15 protein-coding genes are annotated in these 20,662 nt (G+C 73.2%); 10 read left to right on the forward strand and 5 right to left on the reverse strand.

Features of this window, described 5'->3' with window-relative positions; genetic code table 11:
* The first annotated feature begins 127 nt into the window (after window positions 1-127).
* The 9 genes from allB (at window position 128) to ACIOJE_RS10110 (ending at window position 11,411) form a co-directional block, all read left to right on the forward strand.
* Window positions 128-1,531, forward strand: coding sequence for an allantoinase AllB (allB, locus tag ACIOJE_RS10070; protein ID WP_400774839.1), 1,404 nt, complete (start codon window positions 128-130; stop codon window positions 1,529-1,531).
* A gap of 9 nt (window positions 1,532-1,540) precedes the next feature.
* Entirely contained in the window at window positions 1,541-2,800 is a 1,260-nt protein-coding gene (gene alc / locus ACIOJE_RS10075) for an allantoicase (RefSeq protein ID WP_400774841.1), read from the forward strand.
* Between the two features lie 56 nt (window positions 2,801-2,856).
* Window positions 2,857-4,317 (forward strand): catalase, encoded by a 1,461-nt coding sequence (locus ACIOJE_RS10080; protein WP_400774844.1) that lies wholly within the window; start codon window positions 2,857-2,859, stop codon window positions 4,315-4,317.
* Window positions 4,318-4,608: 291 nt separating this feature from the next.
* Window positions 4,609-5,388: an IclR family transcriptional regulator gene (locus ACIOJE_RS10085; protein ID WP_280679428.1), complete on the forward strand. Its 780-nt coding sequence runs from the start codon at window positions 4,609-4,611 to the stop codon at window positions 5,386-5,388.
* Window positions 5,389-5,682: 294 nt separating this feature from the next.
* The gene (locus tag ACIOJE_RS10090) at window positions 5,683-6,597 is read left to right on the forward strand and encodes a metal-dependent hydrolase (protein ID WP_400774847.1); all 915 of its coding nucleotides are present in this window, start codon (window positions 5,683-5,685) and stop codon (window positions 6,595-6,597) included.
* Between the two features lie 172 nt (window positions 6,598-6,769).
* Window positions 6,770-7,855: a PDR/VanB family oxidoreductase gene (locus ACIOJE_RS10095; protein WP_400774850.1), complete on the forward strand. Its 1,086-nt coding sequence runs from the start codon at window positions 6,770-6,772 to the stop codon at window positions 7,853-7,855.
* Between the two features lie 27 nt (window positions 7,856-7,882).
* Window positions 7,883-8,827 (forward strand): M24 family metallopeptidase, encoded by a 945-nt coding sequence (locus ACIOJE_RS10100; RefSeq protein WP_400774853.1) that lies wholly within the window; start codon window positions 7,883-7,885, stop codon window positions 8,825-8,827.
* The gene (locus tag ACIOJE_RS10105; protein WP_280679436.1) at window positions 8,824-10,581 is read left to right on the forward strand and encodes an SDR family oxidoreductase; all 1,758 of its coding nucleotides are present in this window, start codon (window positions 8,824-8,826) and stop codon (window positions 10,579-10,581) included. The genes ACIOJE_RS10100 and ACIOJE_RS10105 overlap by 4 nt, the downstream gene beginning before the upstream one ends.
* Before the next feature lie 209 nt (window positions 10,582-10,790).
* A complete protein-coding gene (locus tag ACIOJE_RS10110) occupies window positions 10,791-11,411 on the forward strand; it encodes a LysE family translocator (protein ID WP_280679438.1) in 621 nt (206 codons plus the stop codon).
* 121 nt (window positions 11,412-11,532) lie between these two features.
* Here ACIOJE_RS10110 and ACIOJE_RS10115 read toward each other — a convergent pair whose 3' ends face one another.
* The 5 genes from ACIOJE_RS10115 to ACIOJE_RS10135 all read right to left on the reverse strand — a co-directional run bounded on the left by ACIOJE_RS10115 (window position 11,533) and on the right by ACIOJE_RS10135 (window position 18,584).
* Window positions 11,533-12,732, reverse strand: coding sequence for an XdhC family protein (locus tag ACIOJE_RS10115; protein WP_400774856.1), 1,200 nt, complete (start codon window positions 12,730-12,732; stop codon window positions 11,533-11,535).
* A 183-nt stretch (window positions 12,733-12,915) separates the two neighbouring features.
* Window positions 12,916-14,433, reverse strand: coding sequence for an NCS2 family permease (locus ACIOJE_RS10120; RefSeq protein WP_400774859.1), 1,518 nt, complete (start codon window positions 14,431-14,433; stop codon window positions 12,916-12,918).
* A gap of 338 nt (window positions 14,434-14,771) precedes the next feature.
* Window positions 14,772-17,138, reverse strand: a complete 2,367-nt coding sequence (gene pucD / locus ACIOJE_RS10125) for a xanthine dehydrogenase subunit D (protein ID WP_400774862.1) — start codon at window positions 17,136-17,138, stop codon at window positions 14,772-14,774.
* Window positions 17,139-17,211: 73 nt separating this feature from the next.
* A complete protein-coding gene (locus ACIOJE_RS10130) occupies window positions 17,212-17,700 on the reverse strand; it encodes a (2Fe-2S)-binding protein (RefSeq protein WP_280679444.1) in 489 nt (162 codons plus the stop codon).
* The gene (locus tag ACIOJE_RS10135) at window positions 17,697-18,584 is read right to left on the reverse strand and encodes an FAD binding domain-containing protein (RefSeq protein WP_400774864.1); all 888 of its coding nucleotides are present in this window, start codon (window positions 18,582-18,584) and stop codon (window positions 17,697-17,699) included. Before ACIOJE_RS10135 ends, ACIOJE_RS10130 begins: the two co-directional genes overlap by 4 nt.
* Window positions 18,585-19,022: 438 nt before the next feature.
* Between ACIOJE_RS10135 and ACIOJE_RS10140 the strand changes: the two genes are divergently transcribed.
* The gene (locus ACIOJE_RS10140) at window positions 19,023-20,615 is read left to right on the forward strand and encodes a PucR family transcriptional regulator (protein WP_280679448.1); all 1,593 of its coding nucleotides are present in this window, start codon (window positions 19,023-19,025) and stop codon (window positions 20,613-20,615) included.
* Window positions 20,616-20,662 lie beyond the last annotated feature (47 nt).

The following is a 20,662-nucleotide window of genomic DNA, read 5'->3' on the forward strand; positions in this document are numbered from 1 at the left end:
GGCAATCCTTCGGTTCCCGCCTTCCCCGACGGCCCTACGACCGCCCCACGACCGCCCCGAGAGCGCCCTTCGAGCGCCTCCTCCGGCGTGCCCCCCACCCCTCCCTTCCAGGTTTCGGAGGTCCCCCATGCCTTTCAGTCAGCCAGCGGTGATCCGCTCCCGACGGGTGGTCCTGCCCGACGGTGAGCGCCCCGCCGACGTGCTGATCCGGGACGGGAAGATCGAGCGGGTCGCCGCGTACGGCTCGCTCCTCGCGGGCGAGCGCCCCGACGCCGACGGCGGCCTCACCGACCTCGGCGACACCGCGCTGTTGCCCGGCCTGGTCGACACCCACGTGCACGTCAACGAGCCCGGCCGCACCGAGTGGGAGGGCTTCGCCACCGCCACCCGGGCCGCCGCGGCCGGCGGCGTCACCACGATCATCGACATGCCGCTCAACTCCATCCCGCCCACCACCACGGTGGAGGGACTGGCCGTCAAGCGGAGGATCGCCGAGGGCCAGGCCTGGGTCGACCTCGGCTTCTGGGGCGGCGCCGTCCCCGGCAACGTCCCGGACCTCGCGCCGCTGCACGAGGCCGGCGTGTTCGGCTTCAAGAGCTTCCTCGCCCCCTCCGGCGTCGACGAGTTCCCGCACGTCGAGGCCGCGGACCTGGAGGCGGCGCTGGCCGAGCAGGCTCGGATCGGGGCGCTGGCGATCATCCACGCCGAGGACCCGGCCGTACTGGCCGCCGCCCCGCAGCAACCCGGCGTCCACTACCGCGACTTCCTCGCCTCCCGCCCCGCCGACGCGGAGACCGCGGCCGTCGCCCACCTGCTGGAGACCGCCCGGCGCACCGGCGCCCGCGTCCACATCCTGCACGTCTCCTCCGCCGCCGTGCTGCCGCTGCTGCGCCGAGCGCGCGAGGACGGTGTGCGGGTGACCGCCGAGACCTGCCCGCACTACCTGACCCTGGCGGCCGAGCAGGTGCCGGACGGCGACACCGCCTTCAAGTGCTGCCCGCCGATCCGCGACGAGACCAACCGCGACCGGCTCTGGCAGGCCCTGGCGGACGGCGAGTTCATCGCCGTCGTCTCCGACCACTCTCCCTCCACCCCCGACCTGAAGCTGCTGCCCGAGTACGGCGGCAGCGGCGACTTCGCGGCCGCCTGGGGCGGCATCGCCTCCCTGCAACTCGGTCTGCCGGCCGTCTGGACCGAGGCCCGCCGCCGCGGTCACGGTCTCGCCGACGTGGTCCGCTGGATGTCCGCCGGACCGGCCGAACTGGCCGGCCTCACCGGCGTCAAGGGCGCCATCGCGCCCGGCTGCGACGCCGACCTGGTCGCCTTCGACCCCGACGGAGAATTCGCCGTCCACGCCGCCGGGTTGCACCACCGCAACCCGGTGACCCCGTACGCGGGCCGGACGCTGACCGGCGCGGTCCGCACGACCTGGCTGCGCGGTCGCGCGGTGGACACCGCGGCCGAGCCCTTCGGCCGTCAGCTCACCCGGCCCGCCGCAGCCCCCACCACCCCGTCCGACCGCCCGTCCTGAGGAGACTTCGTGACCACTGCCGACACCCCGAGCGCTCCCTTCACCGAGCTGGTCAACCTGGCCTCGCGGCTGCTGGGCGCGGGCGTCGTCGCCACCAATGAGGACACCTTCGCCGACGCCGAGAACCTCCTGGTCGCCAAGCCCGCCGAGTTCCGCCCGCACACCTTCGGCCACAAGGGCCAGATCATGGACGGCTGGGAGTCCAAGCGCCGCCGCGGCGTCTCCGCCGACCAGCCGCACCCCACCGACCAGGACCACGACTGGGCGATCGTCCGGCTCGGCGTCGGCGGTGTGATCCGCGGCCTCGTCGTGGACACCGCCCACTTCACCGGCAACTACCCGGAGAGCGCCTCCGTCGAGGCCGCCTCCGTCCCCGGCCACCCCTCGCCCGAGGAGCTGGCGGACGCCGAGTGGACCACCCTGGTGCCGCGCACCCCGCTGCAGGGCGACACCGCCCACGAGTTCGCCGTCGAGGACGCGGGCCGCTACACCCACGTGCGGCTCAACATCTTCCCGGACGGCGGCGTCGCCCGGCTGCGCGTCCACGGCGAGGTGCTGCCCGACCCGCGCGAACTGGACGGCCTCACCTTCGACCTGGCCGCGCAGGAGTACGGCGGCGTGGCCGAGGCCGCGTCCGACCGCTACTTCTCCTCCCCGCACAACCTGAACGCTCCCGGTCGCGCCTCCGTCATGGGCGAGGGCTGGGAGACCCGGCGTCGGCGCGACAAGGCCAACGACTGGGTGCAGATCGCCCTGGCCGGGGGCGGTGAGGTCCTGGCCGCCGAGGTGGACACCACCCACTTCGTCGCCAATGCCCCCGGCTGGGCCGACCTCGTCGGCTTCGACGCCTCGACCGGGGCGGACCCGGCGGACGGCGAGTGGTTCGAGATCCTGCCCCGCACCCGCCTGCAGCCCGACACCCGGCACCGCTTCCGGCTCGACGTCGGCCGCCCGGTGACCCACGTGCGCATCAACGTCTACCCGGACGGCGGCCTCGCCCGCCTCCGGCTCACCGGCCGCCTCACCGAGGCCGGTCGCGCGGCCCTCGCGCTGCGCTGGTTCAACGCCGTCCCGGCCGTCGAGGCCGCCGCGGCCCTCACCGAGGCCGGCCTGACCGCCGACGAGGCCGCCGAGCTGAGCGCCGCCCGTCCGCTGGCGGACCGGGTCGCGGCCACCACCGCCGTCGCCGCGCTCCAGCCCGCCGACGGCCCCGACGGCGAGAACTCCTCCCGCCGCCGCTCGGCGGTCTGGCGCCTGCTCGGCGTCTGACGCTTCGTCGCACACCTCTCCGCGCACCGCTTGTATCGACACCTGAAGGACCCCTCATGTCCAAGATCCTGACCACGGAGTCCGGCGCCCCGGTCGCCGACAACCAGAACTCGGCCTCGGCCGGCGCGTACGGCCCGCTGCTGATCCAGGACCAGCAGCTGCTGGAGAAGCTGGCCCGCTTCAACCGCGAACGCATCCCGGAGCGCGTCGTGCACGCCCGCGGCTCCGGCGCGTACGGCTACTTCGAGGTCACCGACGAGGTGTCGCAGTACACCCGCGCGGCCTTCCTCTCCGAGGTCGGCAAGCGCACCGAGGTCTTCCTGCGCTTCTCCACCGTGGCCGGCAACCTGGGCGCCAGCGACGCGGTGCGCGACCCGCGCGGCTTCGCGCTGAAGTTCTACACCGAGCAGGGCAACTACGACCTGGTCGGCAACAACACCCCGGTGTTCTTCATCAAGGACCCGATCAAGTTCCCCGACTTCATCCACTCGCAGAAGCGCGACCCGTACACCGGCGTGCAGGAGGCGGACAACGTCTGGGACTTCTGGGCCCACTCGCCCGCCTCGACCCACCAGATCACCTGGCTGTTCGGCGACCGCGGCATCCCGGCCTCCTACCGCCACATGAACGGCTACGGCTCGCACACCTACCAGTGGGTCAACGCCGAGGGCGAGGCCTACTGGGTCAAGTACCACTTCAAGACCAACCAGGGCATCCGCTCGCTGGACGGCGACCAGTCCGCCGAGGTGCTCGGCGCCGACGCCGACTCGCACCAGCGCGACCTGCACCAGGCCATCGAGCGCGGCGTCTTCCCGTCCTGGAACCTCTACGTCCAGCTGATGCCGGTCGCCGAGGCCGCGGACTACCGCTTCAACCCGTTCGACCTCACCAAGGTGTGGCCGCACGCCGACTACCCGCTGGTCAAGGTCGGCCGCCTGGTGCTCAACAAGAACCCGGAGAACGTCTTCTCCGACGTCGAGCAGTCCGCGTTCTCGCCGAACAACTTCGTGCCCGGCATCGGCCCCTCCCCGGACAAGATGCTCCAGGGCCGCCTGTTCGCCTACGCCGACGCCCAGCGCTACCGCCTCGGCGTCAACCACACCCAGCTGCCGGTGAACGCCCCGCGCGCCACCGAGGCGGACAACTACGGCCGCGACGGTCTGCACGCCGTCAACAAGTCCGGCCGCGGCAAGAACTACGAGCCCAACTCGTACGACGGCCCCGCCCAGACCGACAACGCGCTCGCCGCGCCGGTCCGGCTGGACGGCTACACCGGCACCTACACCACGCCGGCCCACACCAAGGACGACGACTTCTTCCAGGCGGGCGAACTGTACCGGCTGATGTCCGCGGGCGAGAAGACCCGCCTGATCGACAACATCGCGGGCTTCCTCGCCCAGGTGACCCGCGAGGACGTCATCGAGAAGAACCTCGCCCACTTCCACGCCGCGGACGAGGAGTACGGCGCCCGCCTGGAGGCGGCCGTCGCCAAGCTGCGGGCGGGCGACGAGGGCTGAGCCCCTCCAGCGCCACCTGACCCACCCTCACCGGCCGCCGGGGCCCCGCCCGCGACCCGGCGGCCGCGCGACGGGCCCCTCCTCCCGGGCAGTGGGGGAGGGGCCCGTCGTGTTTCCTCCGGCCGTGTGTGCCTCCGGGCCCGCGCGGCCGGTTCCGCCTCCCCAGGTGGGCGGCGGGTGCTCCACGGAATGTTCACGGATATTCACGGACGGCAGTTGCCGGGCCCGCCGGGTGGATAGGCTGGAGGGTGCCCGCGGTCGCTCCGTGGGGGGACATCGGAAGGGGACGACATGTCGACACCAGCCCCGGGTCGCCACGCCGCGCTGGACCAGGGCCTCACCGGCCCGTTCACCTCCCTGCAGCACGCCCTCAGACTGCTGGAGGCCGTCGACCGGCACCCCGACGGCGCCACCCTGGTCGCCCTCGCGCGGGAGACCTCGCTCGGCCTGCCGACCGTCCGGCGTCTCGCGGAGATCCTCGAGATCGAGGGCTACCTCCAGTGCCAGGACGGGGGTTGGGTACTCGGCGGTACCTTCGCCCTGCTCGGCCAGTACAACCGGGAGCAGCTGGTGAAGGCCCGGCTGAACCGCAAACTCGCCGAACTGCGCGACGAGTTGGGTGCGGCGGTCTACTTCACCCGCTACCACGACGGGGAGTTGTCGGTGGAGGCGGTCGCCGCGGCCGAGTACGCGCCGGCGGTGCAGGAGTGGGTGGACTTCCGGGCCACCGCGCACGCCAGCGCGATCGGCAAGTGCCTGCTCAGCCAACTTGACTCGGAGGCCCGCCGGGACCACCTCTCCCGCCACCCGGTGGCCCGGCTCACCTCCCGGACCGTCACCGACGCCGACCAGTTGATGCACCGGCTGGAGCGACAGCCGGCCACCGTGCCGGTGCTGGACATCCAGGAGTACGCGCTCGGCACGGTGTGCGCGGCCGTCCCGATCACGGCGGGCAGCACGGTCGGCTGTCTGGCCACCTCGATGCCGGTGGACAACGTGCACAAGCTGAAGGCCGCCGCCGAACTGCTGGCGGCCCGGGCGGCGCCGCTGATGCTGGCGATGGCGGTCTGAGCGTCGCGCCGTCCTGCCGTGGGCCCCGCCGGATCCTGCCGATCCGGCGGGGCCCACGTGTTTCCGTGGCCGCCGCCGGTTTCGGTGGCCCGGATGGGTTTCGGTGGCCCGGATCGGTTTCGGTAGCCCGGATGGGTTTCCGTGGCCCGGATGGGTTTCCGTAGCCGCTTCCGGGTGCACATCACTTATTAGACTCGATGTCGATAAGAGATGCCGAAACCCTTGTCCCGGCCGCTACCCGCGAGTACGTTTCCCTCACGCCGAGCCGCCGTCCCGAGGTCAGGAGGGCCTGCCATGCCCCGATCCACCCCCGTACCCGCCCTTGCCGCCCCCGCCGCGCGCGTGCACGACAGCCTCGTCCTCGAACCCCGGGACGTCCGCTTCGACTGGGACCGACTGCCGCTGCACTGGATCCCCGACGAGCCGATGGCCACCCACGTCATCAACGTGCTGCACCTGCTGCTGCCCGAGGGCGAGCGCTGGTTCGTCAAGGTGTTCAAGGAGGCGCTGCCGCTCATCCGGGACGAGCAACTGCGCGAGGAGGTCCTGGGGTTCATCGGCCAGGAGGCCATCCACGCCGAGGCGCACCAGGAGGTCCTCGACCACCTGCTCGGCCAGGGGCTCGACCCGCGTCCGTACGTCCGGCAGGTCGCCTGGCTGTTCCGGCGCGTCCTTGGCGACAAGCCGGGCCTCGGTCCCGCGCGGCGGCGCGAGAACATCATCGAGCGGGTCGCTTTCATCGCGGCGATCGAGCACTACACGGCCTTCCTCGGCAACTGGGCGCTCAACTCCCCGGGCCTGGACCGCGCCGAGGCCGACCCGACGATGCTCGACCTGCTGCGCTGGCACGGCGCCGAGGAGGTCGAACACCGCAGCGTCGCCTTCGACCTGATGGTCCACCTGGACCCCGGCTACCTGCGCCGGGTCCGCGGGATGGCCGTCTCCGGCCCGCTGCTGGTCCACCTCTGGGTGCGCGGCGCCCGCTTCCTGCTCGCCGCCGACCCAACCCTGCACGGGCGGCTCAAGCCCACCTGGCGCGAGGCCGGCAGGATCGCCAAGCGCGGCCTGCTGCCCGACCCGGTCGGGTCGATCCGCTCCGGCCTGCGGTACCTGCGGCCCGGCTACCACCCCACCCAGGAGGGCTCGTCCAGCCAGGCCCTCGGCTACCTCGCCACCTCCCCGGCCGCCCGCGCCGCCGCCGGGGGCTGACGGCGGACGGGGTTCGGTCGACGGCTGGCAGATGACAGCTGACAGATTTCAGCGAACAGAAAACGTTATCTGTTATCTGTTCGCTGAAATCTGAAATCTGTCAGCTGTTCGCCGAGCCCCGCCCGCCCGCCCGCTCGCCGCCCGCCACCCTCCTGACGCCAAGGACCGCCGGATGGACCTGCTCAACCCGCCCCCCGACCTCTACGGCCGCCCCCGCGCGGACACCTTCATGCGCCGCCTCACCGCCTTCGGTGACCGCTACTCCCCGGCCCTCGGCGGCCCCCTGCTGCGCCGCAACCCCCGCCGCCCGCTCAGCCGCCCCACCCCGCCGCTCCAACTGGCCGTCATCGCCCGCCGCCGACTCGCCGCCGACGTCGTCGAGTTGCGGCTCGCCGACCCCTCCGGCGGCCCGCTCCCCGGCTGGCAGCTCGGCGCCCACCTGCGCCTCGCCCTGCCCTCCGGCCGCGAGCGCCACTACTCGCTCACCGGCGACCCCGCCGACCGCACCGCCTACCGGATCGCCGTGCGGCGACTGCCCGAGGGCGGCGGAGGGTCCGTCGAGATCCACGACACCCTGCACCCCGGCACCCGCCTCACCGCCCGCCGCCCGCGCAACGGCTTCCCGTTCTGCGCCGAGCCCGCCGTCCTCCTGCTCGCCGGCGGCATCGGCGTCACCCCGCTGCTCCCGATGGCCCGCGAGGCGCAGCGGCACGGCCTCGACTGGCGCCTGGTGCACGTCGGCCGCAGTGTCGACACCCTCCCGTACACGGACGAGCTGCGCGCCCTCGACCCGCGTCGGGTGGAGCTGCGCACCGACGACGAGCACGGCGTGCCGACCGCCGCCGACCTGCTCGCGCATGCCCCGCGCGGCGCCGCCGTCTACTGCTGCGGCCCGGCCCCGATGCTCACCGCCGTGCAGCGCGCCCTGGGCGGATCCCCGGCCACCGCCCTGCACTTCGAGCGCTTCGGTGCCGCCCCGATCGCCGGCGGCGCCCCCTTCACCCTGCGCCTGGGTGCCGGCGGCCCGGCGCTGGACGTCCCCGCCGACCGCTCCGCCCTGGACGTGCTGCGCGAGGCCCGCCCCGACCTCCCGTACTCCTGCCACCAGGGTTTCTGCGGCACCTGCGAGGTCCGCCTGCTGGCCGGTACGCCGGACCACCGGGACCGCCGCCTCACCCCCGAACAGCGCGCCGCCGGCGCCGTGCTGCCCTGCGTCTCCCGGGCCGCCGAGGGCGAGACCCTGGTGCTCGACCTGTAGCGTGCTCGACCTGTAGAAGGAGCCCCGATGGCGACCCCCCCGACCTTCCCCTACGGCGAGCGCGACCTCGCCCGCTTCCGCGAGACCCAGCGACTCGCCTACCACTGCGCCGAACAGGTCGCCGACTGGATCGAACCGGGCGTCACCGAGCGCCAGGCCACCGCGGAGCTGCGCCGCCGCCTCGTCGCCGCCGGGGTGCAGGACTTCTTCCACGTCCCGTTCGCCTGGTTCGGCGACCGCACGGCCTTCCGGCACTTCCACACCCCGCTGCAGTTCTTCGCCGGCAACCGCCGCCTGCAGGAGGGCATGCCGTACGTGCTGGACTGCGCGCCGATCGTCGACGGCTACACCGCCGACATCGGCTACGGCGGCAAGGTCGGCGAGAACAGGGTCTGGGACCGCCTCGCCGCCGACCTGAAGGTCTACCGCGAGCTGATCCTCAAGGAGGTACGGGCCCGCAGGCCGCTCGACGAGGTGTACGCGGCCGTGGACGCGCAGATCGCCGCGCACGGCTACGACAACCGCCACCAGGTCTACCCGGGCCGGGTGATCGGCCACCAGGTCACCCGGACCACGATGCGCGGACCGGCCGGGGTCAACGTCTTCGGCTTCGGCGTGCGCACCCTGCAGACCCTAGGCCGCGAGCTCATCTCCGAGCGCCTGCACGGCCGTTCACCGCTCTGGGCGGACGGTCGGTCGTCCCGGCACGCGCCCACCCCGGGTCTGTGGGCGGTCGAGCCGCACATCGGCTTCCGCGGCGTGGGCATCAAGTTCGAGGAACTCCTGGTGGTCACCGAGGACGACGCCTACTGGCTCGACGACGACCTGCCGCACGTCCGCCGCTGGACGACCGACACCGCCGAGGCGACTGAGGCAGCCATAGCGCCGACCACCGCGCCGACCACCGAGGCAGCCACCGCGCCGACCACCGAGGCAAGCACCGAGGCGACCACCCTGGAGGCCACCCGATGACCACCGTCCGCCGCCGAACCGTGCACTCCGACGGCCTCCCGCTCGCCGTCTTCGAGCAGGGCGACCCGGCCGCCCCCACCGTCCTGCTGGTGCACGGCTACCCGGACACCCACGCGGTCTGGGACGACGTCGCCGCCGACCTCGCCCGTGACCACCACGTGGTCCGCTACGACGTGCGCGGCGCCGGCGAGTCCGGGGTCCCCGCCACCCGGGACGGCTACCGGCTGGAGCGCCTGGCCGCCGACCTGTTCGCGGTCGCCGACGCCGTCAGCCCGGACCGACCGGTACACGTGATCGCCCACGACTGGGGCTCGATCCAGTCCTGGGAGGCCGTCACCGCGCCCGGCGCCGAGCGGCGGATCGCCTCGTACACCACGATGTCCGGCCCCTGCCTGGACCACACGGCGTACTGGCTGCGCCACCGGATGCGCCGCCCCACCCCGCGCCACCTGCGGCAGCTGCTCCACCAGGGCCTGCACTCCTGGTACATCACCGCCTTCCACCTGCCCTTCCTCGCCCCGGGCGTCTGGCGCCTGGGGCTGGCCCGGGCCTGGCCGCGGGTGCTGCGCGACCTGGAGCACGTCACCCCGCGGCCCGACCACCCGCAGGCCGGCCTGCGCCGCGACGCCGTCCGCGGTATCGAGCTGTACCGGGCCAACTTCCGCCCCACGCTGCGCAGTCCGCGCGAGCGGCCGACGGAGGTGCCGGTCCAGCTGATCACCCTCACCCGGGACCGCTACGTCGCTCCCTTCCTCTCCGAGGGACTGGAGCGCTGGGTGCCCGAGCTGACCCGACGCACGCTGCACGCCGGCCACTGGTCGGCGCTGCTGGAGAAGGGAGCCACCGTGGCCGCGATGGTCCGCGAGTTCACCACCCGCATCGAGGCCGGGCAGACAGGGCAGACAGGGCAGGCGGAGCAGGCCGGGCCGGCCGACGCGGCCCGGGGCGACGGCCGGCTGGTCGTCGTCACCGGCGGCGGCAGCGGCATCGGCCGGGCCACCGCGCTCGCCTTCGCCGAGGACGGCGCCCGCGTGGTGGTCTGCGACCTCGACCTCGCCGCCGCCGAGCGCACCGCCGAACTCGCCTCGCTGATCGGCCCGCAGGCGCACGCCTACCGCGTGGACGTCGCCGACGGCGCCGCGGTGGACGCCTTCGCCGAGGCGGTCGCCGCCGAGCACGGGGTGCCCGACGTGGTGGTCAACAACGCGGGCATCGGCCACTCCGGGACGTTCCTGCAGACCACCGAGAAGGAGTGGCAGCGCGTCCTGGACGTCAACCTCTGGGGCGTCATCCACGGCTGCCGCGCCTTCGGCACGCTGATGGCCGACCGCGGCCAGGGCGGCCACCTGGTCAACGTCTCCTCGGCCGCCGCCTACCTGCCCTCCAAGGCGCTCACCGCCTACGCGACCAGCAAGGCCGCGGTGTTCATGCTCTCCGACTGCCTGCGCGCCGAACTCGCCGGGCACGGCATCGGCGTCTCCACGATCTGCCCGGGCATCGTCAACACCAACATCACCCGCACCTCCACCTTCTCCGCCACCACCGCCGACCAGCAGGCCGCCAAGCAGGCCCGCGCCGCCAGGCTCTACGCCCGCCGCGGCTTCCCCCCGGAGAAGGTCGCCACCGCCATCCTCACCGCCGTCCGCACCGGCAAGCCCGTCGTCCCGGTCACCCCGGAGGCCAAGGCCGCACGCTTCCTCTCCCGCCTCAGCCCCGCCCTCCTGCGCCTCGCCGCCCGCCTCAACGTCACCTGACCGGGCGCCCGGTGGGCCGGTGACAGCGGCAGAATCGCCGAGGGCGGGCTGCCCGATCCCACCGGGCCGGTGGACCCGGGTGAGTGAGCGCTTGCCGATCGACGGGTCCGCGTTCGCCCACCACCCAGGCGGGCGGGCCACCGGCCGGCCGACCCCGTGGGTGGTCCCGCCCGGAGCGGCGGATTGAGCCCGACGTAGCATGAAGGCCCATGGAGATGACGACGGCCCTCTGGTCCTTCGCCCTGGTCGTGGGGCTGCTGACGCTCACGCCCGGGCTCGACACGGCGCTGATCCTGCGCACGTCCGCGCTGGGGCACCGGCGGCAGGCGTGGGGGGTGGTGCTCGGCATCCAGACCGGAACGCTGGTCTGGGGGACGCTGAGCTCGGCCGGGGTGACGGCGCTGCTGACCGCCTCGCAGGTGGCGTACGAGGTGCTGCGCTGGGGCGGGGCCGCCTACCTGGTGTGGATGGGCGTCGGCATGCTGCGCGGCCGGGGCACGCAGGCGGTGGTCGAGGACGAGCCGACGGACGGCGGGTTCGGCCAGGGCTGGCGGCGCGGCACGCTCACCAACCTGCTGAACCCCAAGGTCGGGGTGTTCTACGTGGCCGTGCTGCCGCAGTTCATCCCCGCCGGGGCCCCGCACTTCGCCGCCGGCGTGGCGCTGACCTGCGTACACGTCGTGGAGGGCGTGCTCTGGTCGGCGGTGCTGGTGGGCTTCGCCAAGGCGGTGCGCGGCTGGCTGCGCCGCCCGTCGGCGCGCCGGCTGATGGACCGGGTGACGGGCACGGTGGTGGTGGGCTTCGGGCTCAAGCTGGCACTGACCGACTGACCGACTGACCGACTGACCGACCGACCGGACGACCGACCGAGCCCCGGCCGCCGCACCCGAGCCGTGACAACCCGCGACAGCCCCCGGCCCCCGTCAGGCCGAGTGCGTCAGGCCGCCCCCGTCAGGCCGCGTGCGTCCGGGGCACCTGGTCCTCGGCCCCGGTCTCCTCGGCCTGCTCGGCCCGGGAGACGTCGTGGTGGATCGGCCCGTCCCCGGCGCTCAGCGGCAGGCAGCTGCCGCCGCGCCGGTGGGCGATGATCTCGGCCGCGACGGAGACCGCCGTCTCCTCGGGGGTGCGGGCGCCGAGGTCGAGGCCGATGGGGGAGCGCAGCCGGCCGATCTCGGCCTCGGTGAGGCCGACCTCGCGCAGTCGCGCCTCGCGGTCGCGGTGGGTGCGGCGCGAGCCCATCGCGCCGACGTAGCCGACCGGCAGCCGCAGCGCGCGTTCCAGCAGCGGGATGTCGAACTTGGCGTCGTGGGTGAGCACGCAGAGCACGGTGCGCCCGTCGATCCGGTCGAGCTGGGCGTCGAGGTAGCGGTGCGGCCAGTCGACGACGACCTCGTCGGCCTCGGGGAAGCGCCGCGCGGTGGCGAAGACGGGTCGGGCGTCACAGACGGTGACGCGGTAGCCGAGGAATTTGCCGATCCGCACGACGGCGGCGGCGAAGTCGATGGCCCCGAAGACGAGCATCCGCGGCGCGGGCACGTAGGCCTCGACGAAGCAGGTGACGGTGCCCTGGTCGCGCTCGTCGCAGGGGCGCCCGTCGAGGCCGAGCACGATCCGGCCGGTGCGTCCGGCGTCGAGCATGGCCCGGGCCTCGGCGACGATCGCCCGTTCGAGCGCGCCCACGGTCGAGGGGCTGGGGGAGAGGGCGCCGTGGTGGGTGTCGGCGGTGACGGCGACGGTGGCGCCGACGAGTCCGCCGGGCCCGGCGATCACCCGGGCGAGCGCGACCGGCGTGCCGGAGGCGATGTACGCGATGCCGGCGTCCAGCCCGGCGTCGGCGCCGGGGACGATCGGCTGGACGAACACGTCGAGGATGCCGCCGCAGGTCAGGCCGACGGCGAAGGCGTCCTCGTCGCTGTAGCCGAACCGCTCCAGCACCGGCTCGCCGGACTCGATGGCGGCCTGGCACAGCTCGTAGACCGCGCCCTCGACGCAGCCGCCGGAGACGCTGCCGACCGCCTCGCCGGCCGCGTCCACGGCCAGTGCCGCCCCGGGGTCGCGCGGCGCGCTGCCGGAGACGCCGACGACGGTGGCCACGGCGAAGGAGCGCCCGGAGGCGTGCCAGGCCTGCAACTGCTCGGCGATGTCCTGCATGTCAGGAGCTCCTTGTCGCTTTCGAGGGTAGTGGGGCACGACACCGGGCGCGCTGCCGTGGGGAAACACCGTCGTACGGGAAGCGCCGCCGCACGGGAGCCGCCGCCTGGGACACGCCGCCGTACGGGAGACGCCGCCGTACGGGAAACGATCCCGTACGGCGGCGGTACCGCTTGACGCAGGTCAGTGCACGCCGAGCCAGGACTTGACCGGGGAGAGCGCGAAGTACACCACGAAGACCGCGGTGAGGATCCACATCAGCAGGCCGGGCTCGCGCCACTTGCCCTGGCCGGCCTTGATGACGGTGTACGAGATGACGCCGGCGGCGACGCCCGCGGTGATGCTGTAGGTGAACGGCATCAGGACGCAGGTGAGGAAGGCCGGGATGGCGACCTCGCGGTCCGACCAGTCGATGTGCCGGGCCTGGCTCATCATCATCGCGCCGATGACGACGAGGGCGGCGGAGGCGACCTCGACCGGGACGATGCCGGCGAGCGGCGAGAAGAACAGCATCAGGGCGAACAGGCCGCCGGTGACGGCGGAGGCGAGGCCGGTCCGGGCGCCGTCGCCGACGCCGGTCGCGGACTCGACGAAGACCGTCTGGCCGGACGCGCCCGCCAGTCCGCCGACCGCGCCGCCGGCGCCGTCGATGAACAGCGCCTTGGAGAGGCCGGGCATCCGGCCCTGCTTGTCGGCCAGTCCGGCCTCGGTGCCGACACCGATGATGGTGGCCATCGCGTCGAAGAAGCCGGCCAGCACGAGGGTGAACACGGCGACCGAGGCGCTGATCGCGCCCATGCCCTTGCCACCGAAGGCGCCGAACAGGTCGACGTGGCCGAAGAGGCTGAAGTCCGGCGCGGCGACCGGGATGCCGGGCCAGACCGGGACGGAGTTCTTCCACGCCTCGGCCGGTACGTGGGCGACCTTGTTGACGATCACCGCGAGCACGGTGCCACCGGCGATGCCGATCAGGATCGCGCCGCGGACGTTGCGGGCCATCAGCACGAAGATCGACAGCAGGGTGACGCAGAAGATCAGGACGGGCCAGCCGGACAGCTCGCCGAAGGGGCCGAGGGAGAGCGGGGTGGGGCCGCCGGTGTGCACGAACCCGGCCTTGTAGAGGCCGATGATCGTGACGAACAGGCCGATGCCGATGGTGATCGCGTGCTTGAGCGGCAGCGGGATGCCGTTCATGATCTTCTCGCGCAGGCCGGAGACGACCAGCAGCACGATCAGCAGGCCGTAGATGACGCACAGGCCCATGGCCTGCGGCCAGGTGGTGTGCGGCACGACGAGGGCGGAGACCGCGCCGGAGACCGAGAGGCCGGCGGCGAGGGCCAGCGGCACGTTGCCGACCACGCCCATCAGGATCGTGGTGACGGCGGCCGCGAGGGCGGTGGCCGTGGTCAGCGCGGCGTGGTCCAGCTTGACGCCGGTGACGTCCGCGCCGCTCAGGATGAGCGGGTTGAGCAGGATGATGTACGCCATCGCCATGAAGGTGGTGAGGCCACCCCGTAGTTCGTTGGCGAGCGTCGATCCCCGGGCCGAGATCCTGAAGTGCGCGTCGACCGCGTTCCTCGGTCGTGCGTGCGGGGCCGACGTGGGGGTGTCGGCCTCGGCGGGCCCGTCTTCGCTGAGGGGCCCGTCTTCGCTGAGGGGTCTGTCTTCGGTGGGGCCGGGTTCCGTGGGGATCCGGGTCATGTCCACTCCCAAGTGTCAAAGGGGGTTGGGGTGGGCGAGCCGACCTGATCGCCAGTCAACGAGGTTGGCGCAGGGGGACTGTTCGACTCACTGGGAGGCACGCTCTGTGGCGGTGCCCGCGGTGCGTGGGTGGTGCGCACCGCTGCAGAACCCCGGCGTGGGAGAGGCAGCGGATGGTGCGTGCGTGTGCGGTGCGACAGAAGGTGCAGAGGTGGCGCGACAGAGGGTGGTGCGACAGAAGGCGCAAAGGTGGTGCGACGGAAGGTGGTGCACGGGTGGTGCGGCCCCGGGGCGGAGGGGAAGACGGTCGCCGCCCCGGGGAGGTTGAAGTCCCGCTGTCAGCCCGGGAGTTCCGTGGTCAGGTGCTCGGGCCGGACCGGGATCCGGTTGAGCGCCAGCCCGGTGGCGTTGCGGATGGCGGCCACGATCGACGGCGTCGCCGACACGGTCGGGGCCTCGCCGACGCCGCGCAGCCCGTACGGGGCGTGCGGGTCGGGCAGTTCGAGGATCTCCACCGGGATCGGCGGGGTGTCCAGGATGGTGGGGATCAGGTAGTCGGTGAAGGAGGCGTTGCGCACCTTCCCGTCCCGCACGATGATCTCCTCCATCACCGCGAGGCCGAGCGCCTGGGTGCAGCCGCCCTGGATCTGGCCGACGACGGAGAGCGGATTGAGCGCCTTGCCGACGTCCTGGACGGCGGTGAGCTCGACCACCTTGACCAGGCCCAGTTCGACGTCCACGTCGACGACCGCGCGGTTGGCGCAGAAGGTGTACTGGACGTGGCCGAAGCCCTGCCCGGTCTCCTTGTCGAACGGGACGGTCGGGCGGTGGTGGTGTTCGCGGGTGAGGTCGATGGCCTCGTCGCCGAGCAGGTCGACCATGGAGACCAGCGCCCCGGAGCGGGCCGAGACGACCTTCCCGCCGGCCAGCGTGATGTCGTCGTGGGTCCAGCCGTAGCGGCGGCGGCCCTTCTCGATCAGCGCCCGCTTGACCGCCTCGGCGGCCAGCTTCACGGCGCCGCCGGTCATGTACGTCTGGCGCGAGGCGGAGGTCGAGCCGGCCGAGCCGACCTCGGTGTTGGCCGGGTGGATGGTGACCTGCTCGACGCCCAGCTCGGTGCGGGCGATCTGGGCGTGCACGGTCACGCCGCCCTGGCCGACCTCCGCCATCGCGGTGTGCACCATGGCGACCGGCTCGCCGCCGATCACCTCCAGGCGCACCCGGGCGGTGGAGTAGTCGTCGAAGCCCTCGGAGAAGCCGACGTTCTTGATGCCGACGGAGTAGCCGACGCCGCGCACGATGCCCTCGCCGTGCGAGGTGTTGGACAGCGCGCCGGGGAGCTGGCGCACGTCCAGGTGCGCGGTGTCCAGCGGCGGCGGCAGCGGCATCTCCTTGGCGCGCCGCAGCAGGTCGGCGACCGGGGCGGGGGAGTCGATCTGCTGGCCGGTGGGCATGTAGTCGCCCTCCGACATGGCGTTGAGCTGCCTCAACTCGACCGGGTCCATGCCGAGTTCGGCGGCCAGCTTGTCCATCTGCGACTCGTAGCCGAACGCGGCCTGGACGGCGCCGAAGCCGCGCATCGCGCCGCAGGACGGGTTGTTGCTGTAGAGCGCGATGGCGTGCATCTTCACGTTCGGGATCACGTACGGGCCGTGCCCGAGCGAGGCCGCGTTGCCGACCACGGCGGGCGAGGCGGAGGCGTACGCGCCGCCGTCCAGCACGATCCGGCAGTCGGCGAAGACCAGCTTGCCGTCACGGGTGGCGCCGTGCTCGTAGTGCATCCTCGCCGGGTGGCGGTGCACGTGGCCGTAGAAGGACTCGTCGCGGGCGTAGACGATCTTGACCGGCTTGCCGGTGTGCTGGGCCAGCAGGCAGGCGTGGATCTGCATCGAGATGTCCTCGCGACCGCCGAAGGCGCCGCCGACGCCGGCCAGGGTGAGCCGGACCTTCTCCTCGGGCAGGTCGAGCACCGGGGCCATCTGCTCGCGGTCCACGTGCAGCCACTGGGTGGCGACGTAGAGGTCGATGCCGCCGTCCTCGGCGGGCACCGCGAGGCCGGACTCGGGGCCGAGGAAGGCCTGGTCCTGCATGCCGACCTCGTAGTCGCCGCTGACGATGACGTCCGCCAGCGCGCGGACCTCGTCGGTCACGCCGAGGCCGGAGACCAGCCGCTGCTCGTGGCAGATGTTGCCGTACGCGTGCGACTTGTACTCGTGCGGCTCGTGCACGTAGCCGTACGTCCCGGGGTCGAGGCACTGCTCCTCGGTGACGATCGGGGTGAGCACCTCGTACTCGACCTTGATCTTCTTCACCGCGCGGCGGGCCGTCTCCGGGTGGTCGGCCGCGACCAGCGCGATCGCCTCGCCGTGGTAGCGGACCTTGTCGATGGCCAGGGCCGGCTGGTCCTGGATCTCCAGGCCGTAGTACTTCGAGCCGGGGATGTCCTGGTGGGTGAGGACGGCGTAGACGCCGGGCACCTTGAGCGCCTCGGAGATGTCCACCGAGAGGATGGTGGCGCGGGGGTGCGGCGAGCGCAGTGCCGTGCCCCAGAGCATGTCCTCGTGCCACATGTCGGAGGAGTACGCGAACTCGCCCTTGACCTTCAGGTTGCCGTCCGGGCGCAGCGGCGAGCCGCCGATGCCGTCCTTGGACGCCTGGTTGATGTTCTGGAGGTTCTTCTGACCCTGGATGGTGCGAGCGCTCATGCGGCCACCTCGCTGCGCTCGGCGGGCGCTTCGCACAATGCGCACCCTTCGATGATTCGTTCGCTTCGCTCGCTCATTCCGAAGCCCCCTTGCCGGCGCACTTGCGGGCGGACGCCAGCCGCACCGCGTCCATGATCTTCTCGTAGCCCGTGCAGCGGCAGAGGTTGCCCGACAGCGCCTCGCGGATGTCGTTGTCGCTCGGCTGGGCGTCCTGGTCCAGCAGCGCGTCGGTCTGCACCAGCAGGCCGGGGGTGCAGAAGCCGCACTGGACGGCGCCGGCGTCGACGAACGCCTGCTGGACCAGGCCCAGTTCGCCGTTCTCGTCGGTCAGGCCCTCGACCGTGCGGACCTCGCGGTCCTGCACCTGGCCGGCCGCGACCAGGCAGCTGCAGACCGGTACGCCGTCCAGGTAGACCGTGCAGGAGCCGCACTCGCCCTGTTCGCAGGCGTTCTTGGAGCCCGGCAGGCCGACCCGCTCGCGCAGCACGTACAGGAGGCTCTCGCCCTCCCAGACGTCGTCGGCCTCGACCGGCTTGCCGTTGGCGGTGAACGTCACCCTCATGCCGCGCTCCTGATCTGCTTGCTGTAGTCGTTCCAGGTCCAGGTGAGGGTGCGGCGGGCCATCACGGCCAGCGCGTGCCGGCGGTAGTCGGCGGTGCCCCGGACGTCGTCGATCGGCGAGGCGGCGGCCTTGACCAGCTCGCCGAAGCGCTGGATCACCTCGGTGCCCAGCAGGTCGCCGGACTCCCAGAGCCCGCGCTCGGCGAGCACGCCCCGCAGGTACTCCTCGGCCTCGACGGCGCGGCGCGGCGTGGGGGCGGCCGAACCGATGCCGGTGCCGACGGTGCCGTCCTTCGGGTGAAGGGCGAAACCGAAGGCGCAGACCGCGATCACCATGGCGTTGCGGGTGCCGATCTTCGAGAACTGCTGCGGGCCGTCCGCCACCGGGATGCGTACGGCCCGGATCAGCTCGTCGGCCGCCAGGCTGTTGCGCTTCACACCGACGTAGAAGTCGTCGATCCGGATCAGCCGGGTGCCGCGCACGGAGGCCGCCTCGACGAACACGTCCCGGCCGGCCGCCAGCAGCGCCGGGTGGGAGTCGCCGGCCGGGGAGGCCGCGCCGAGGTTGCCGCCGACGCCGCCGCGGTTGCGGATCTGCGGCGAGCCGACGGTGTGGGCCGCCAGCGCCAGCCCGGGCAGCGGCCCGGACAGCTCGTCGATGATCCGGGCGTACGGGACGGAGGCGCCGAGTCTGACGACGCCGCCGTCGTTCGACCACTGGGTGAGCTCGGTGATGCGGTTCAGATCGAGAATCGCGGATGGCCGGTGCACGTCGAAGTTCATCTCGACCATGACGTCCGTACCGCCCGCGATGGGCAGCGCGGTCGGGTACTCAGCCTTCGCCGCGAGTGCCTCGTCCCAGGTAGCGGGCCGAAGGAACTCCATGCGGGTGTCTCCTCAAGTCGTCGCCTGCCGAACGGGTGGGCACAGTGCCCGGAACTCGGTGTTCGGACCTCTCATACCGCTTCGTCGCCTCCGCGTCGGGCCCCGGTCACCGGGTTGTGTCCGGCGGCGTGTGGCCCAGTGAACCGCCGCGGCGGGGCCCGCTGGCAGTCACCGATGGCATGAAGCCCCGGCTGTGCTCCCGCCCGGCATCCTGTACGTTCCTCTAAGGAGGACAATCGCGCAGCCCAGGTGTTCACCAGGTGCTACCTACGACCGTAATCCGGCCGTGATTCGCAAGCGATGGGCCCGTGATCCGGCCGCCCGCCCGGACGTAACGCCAAGCACGGATGTTCGGGCACACTGTGACCCCCGGACCGAACGCTCGGGCCTCCCACGTTCAGCCCCACCCCACCCTCAGCCCCTGTAAGGAGTCCGCGGATGCGTGTCCGTGACCTGCTCGCCCCCGGCGCCCCGCGACTGCGCCTGCTCGCGGCCGAGGACGAGCTGGACCGGCAGGTCAGCGGCGTCATGACCACGGACCTGCACGACCCCGGCCGCTACCTGCACGGCGGCGAACTGGTGCTCACCGGCATGCTGTGGCGAACCGGCCCGGCCGACTCCGAGCGGTTCGTGCGGACCCTCGCGGCCGGCGGCGCGGTGGCCCTGGCGGCCGGCGAGGCCGAGGTCGGCCCGGTGCCCGAGGACCTGGTCGAGGCCTGCCGCCGGCACCGGATGCCGCTGCTGGCCGTCCCCGACGACATCGCCTTCGGCACCGTCACCGAGTTCATCGGCCGCCAGGTCTCCGCCGACCGCGCCGCGGACCTCGCCGCCCTCGTCGACCGGCACCGCCTGCTGGTCTCGGCGGCCGGTGGCGGCGGGCTGGATGCCGTGCTGGACCTGCTCGGCGGCGACCTCGACCTCGACTGCTGGGTGCTCACCCCCACCGGCGCGGTGATCGCCGGCCCCGCCGACCGCCTGCCGGCCGAGGACCGCGACCAGCTGGTCCGCGCCCATCTGGGTGCCCAGCGCCAGCGCCGCCGCCCCCCGCACCGGGCCCGCCTGGCCGGCGGATCCTACTCGCTGCTGCCCGCCCCGGTCTCGGCCGAGCACGAGACGCCGCTCGCCGACTGGGTGCTCGCCGTGGCCGGCGACGTCACCGAGTGGACCACCAAGCGCCAGCAGCTCGCCGAGAACCTGGCCCGCCTGGTCGCCGCCGAGCGCCACCGCCGCGACGAGGGCCGCCGGCTGCGCCGCCGCCTCGCCGACGAGGTGCTGACCCTGCTGCAGCGCGACGCCGACCCGGCCGAGATCAGCCGCACCCTGTACGCCTCCTCGGCGATGGCCGCCCGCTACGAGAGCCCCGAGCCCAAACCCCAGGCCCCGGAAGCCTCCTGGCTGGTGCTCAGCGCCGAGGGGACCGGCCTGCCGGAGGGCGCGGTGCGCGCCGTCCTGGAGGAGGCACTGGGCGGCACCACCGACCGCGCCCTGGTCGCCGGGGCCGGCTCGGGCGCCGTGGTGGTGCTGCCCGTCCTGGAGGGCTCGGTGCCCGCCGAGACCCTGCGCGACCTGCTCGCCCCGCTGGAGGCCGGCCTCGGTTCGGAGGGCCGGATCACCCTCGGCGTCTCCGCCCCCGCCTCCGAGGCCGGCGGCCTGCGCGGCGCCCTGGAGGAGGCCCGGCACGCCCGCCGGATCGCCGCCGCCCGGGTCGGCCGGGTCTGCGTGGCCGGCCCCGAGGAGCTGGCCTCGCACGTGCTGCTGCTGGCGGCAGTCCCGGACGAGGTCCGCCGGGCCTTCCGCAGCCGGCTGCTGGACAAGGTGATCGCGTACGACATCGAGCACCAGGCGGACCTGGTCCGCACCCTGGAGGCCTTCCTGCGCTCGGACGGCTCCTGGACGCGCTGCGCCGCGCAGCTGCACGTCCACGTCAACACCCTGCGCTACCGGATCGGCCGGATCGAGGAGTTGACCGGCCGTGACCTCTCCCGGCTGGAGGACCGGGTGGACTTCTACCTGGCGCTCGAACTGGCCTGACGGCCCGCGTACGAGGACGGCCCGAGACCAGGGCGGCCCGCGTGCGA

Source organism: Kitasatospora sp. NPDC087861, assembly GCF_044742585.1.
In the GTDB taxonomy this organism is placed as follows: domain Bacteria; phylum Actinomycetota; class Actinomycetes; order Streptomycetales; family Streptomycetaceae; genus Kitasatospora.

Bases quoted from the DNA above. Each gene is read 5' to 3' on its own strand.
- ACIOJE_RS10090 (WP_400774847.1), top strand. From the start codon at position 5,683: ATGCCCCGATCCACCCCCGTACCCGCCCTTGCCGCCCCCGCCGCGCGC.
- ACIOJE_RS10135 (WP_400774864.1), bottom strand. From the start codon at position 18,584: ATGGAGTTCCTTCGGCCCGCTACCTGGGACGAGGCACTCGCGGCGAAG.
- ACIOJE_RS10110 (WP_280679438.1), top strand. From the start codon at position 10,791: ATGGAGATGACGACGGCCCTCTGGTCCTTCGCCCTGGTCGTGGGGCTG.
- allB (WP_400774839.1), top strand. From the start codon at position 128: ATGCCTTTCAGTCAGCCAGCGGTGATCCGCTCCCGACGGGTGGTCCTG.
- ACIOJE_RS10080 (WP_400774844.1), top strand. From the start codon at position 2,857: ATGTCCAAGATCCTGACCACGGAGTCCGGCGCCCCGGTCGCCGACAAC.
- ACIOJE_RS10100 (WP_400774853.1), top strand. From the start codon at position 7,883: ATGGCGACCCCCCCGACCTTCCCCTACGGCGAGCGCGACCTCGCCCGC.
- ACIOJE_RS10115 (WP_400774856.1), bottom strand. From the start codon at position 12,732: ATGCAGGACATCGCCGAGCAGTTGCAGGCCTGGCACGCCTCCGGGCGC.
- ACIOJE_RS10120 (WP_400774859.1), bottom strand. From the start codon at position 14,433: ATGACCCGGATCCCCACGGAACCCGGCCCCACCGAAGACAGACCCCTC.
- pucD (WP_400774862.1), bottom strand. From the start codon at position 17,138: ATGAGCGCTCGCACCATCCAGGGTCAGAAGAACCTCCAGAACATCAAC.
- ACIOJE_RS10140 (WP_280679448.1), top strand. From the start codon at position 19,023: ATGCGTGTCCGTGACCTGCTCGCCCCCGGCGCCCCGCGACTGCGCCTG.
- ACIOJE_RS10095 (WP_400774850.1), top strand. From the start codon at position 6,770: ATGGACCTGCTCAACCCGCCCCCCGACCTCTACGGCCGCCCCCGCGCG.
- ACIOJE_RS10085 (WP_280679428.1), top strand. From the start codon at position 4,609: ATGTCGACACCAGCCCCGGGTCGCCACGCCGCGCTGGACCAGGGCCTC.
- ACIOJE_RS10130 (WP_280679444.1), bottom strand. From the start codon at position 17,700: ATGAGGGTGACGTTCACCGCCAACGGCAAGCCGGTCGAGGCCGACGAC.
- ACIOJE_RS10105 (WP_280679436.1), top strand. From the start codon at position 8,824: ATGACCACCGTCCGCCGCCGAACCGTGCACTCCGACGGCCTCCCGCTC.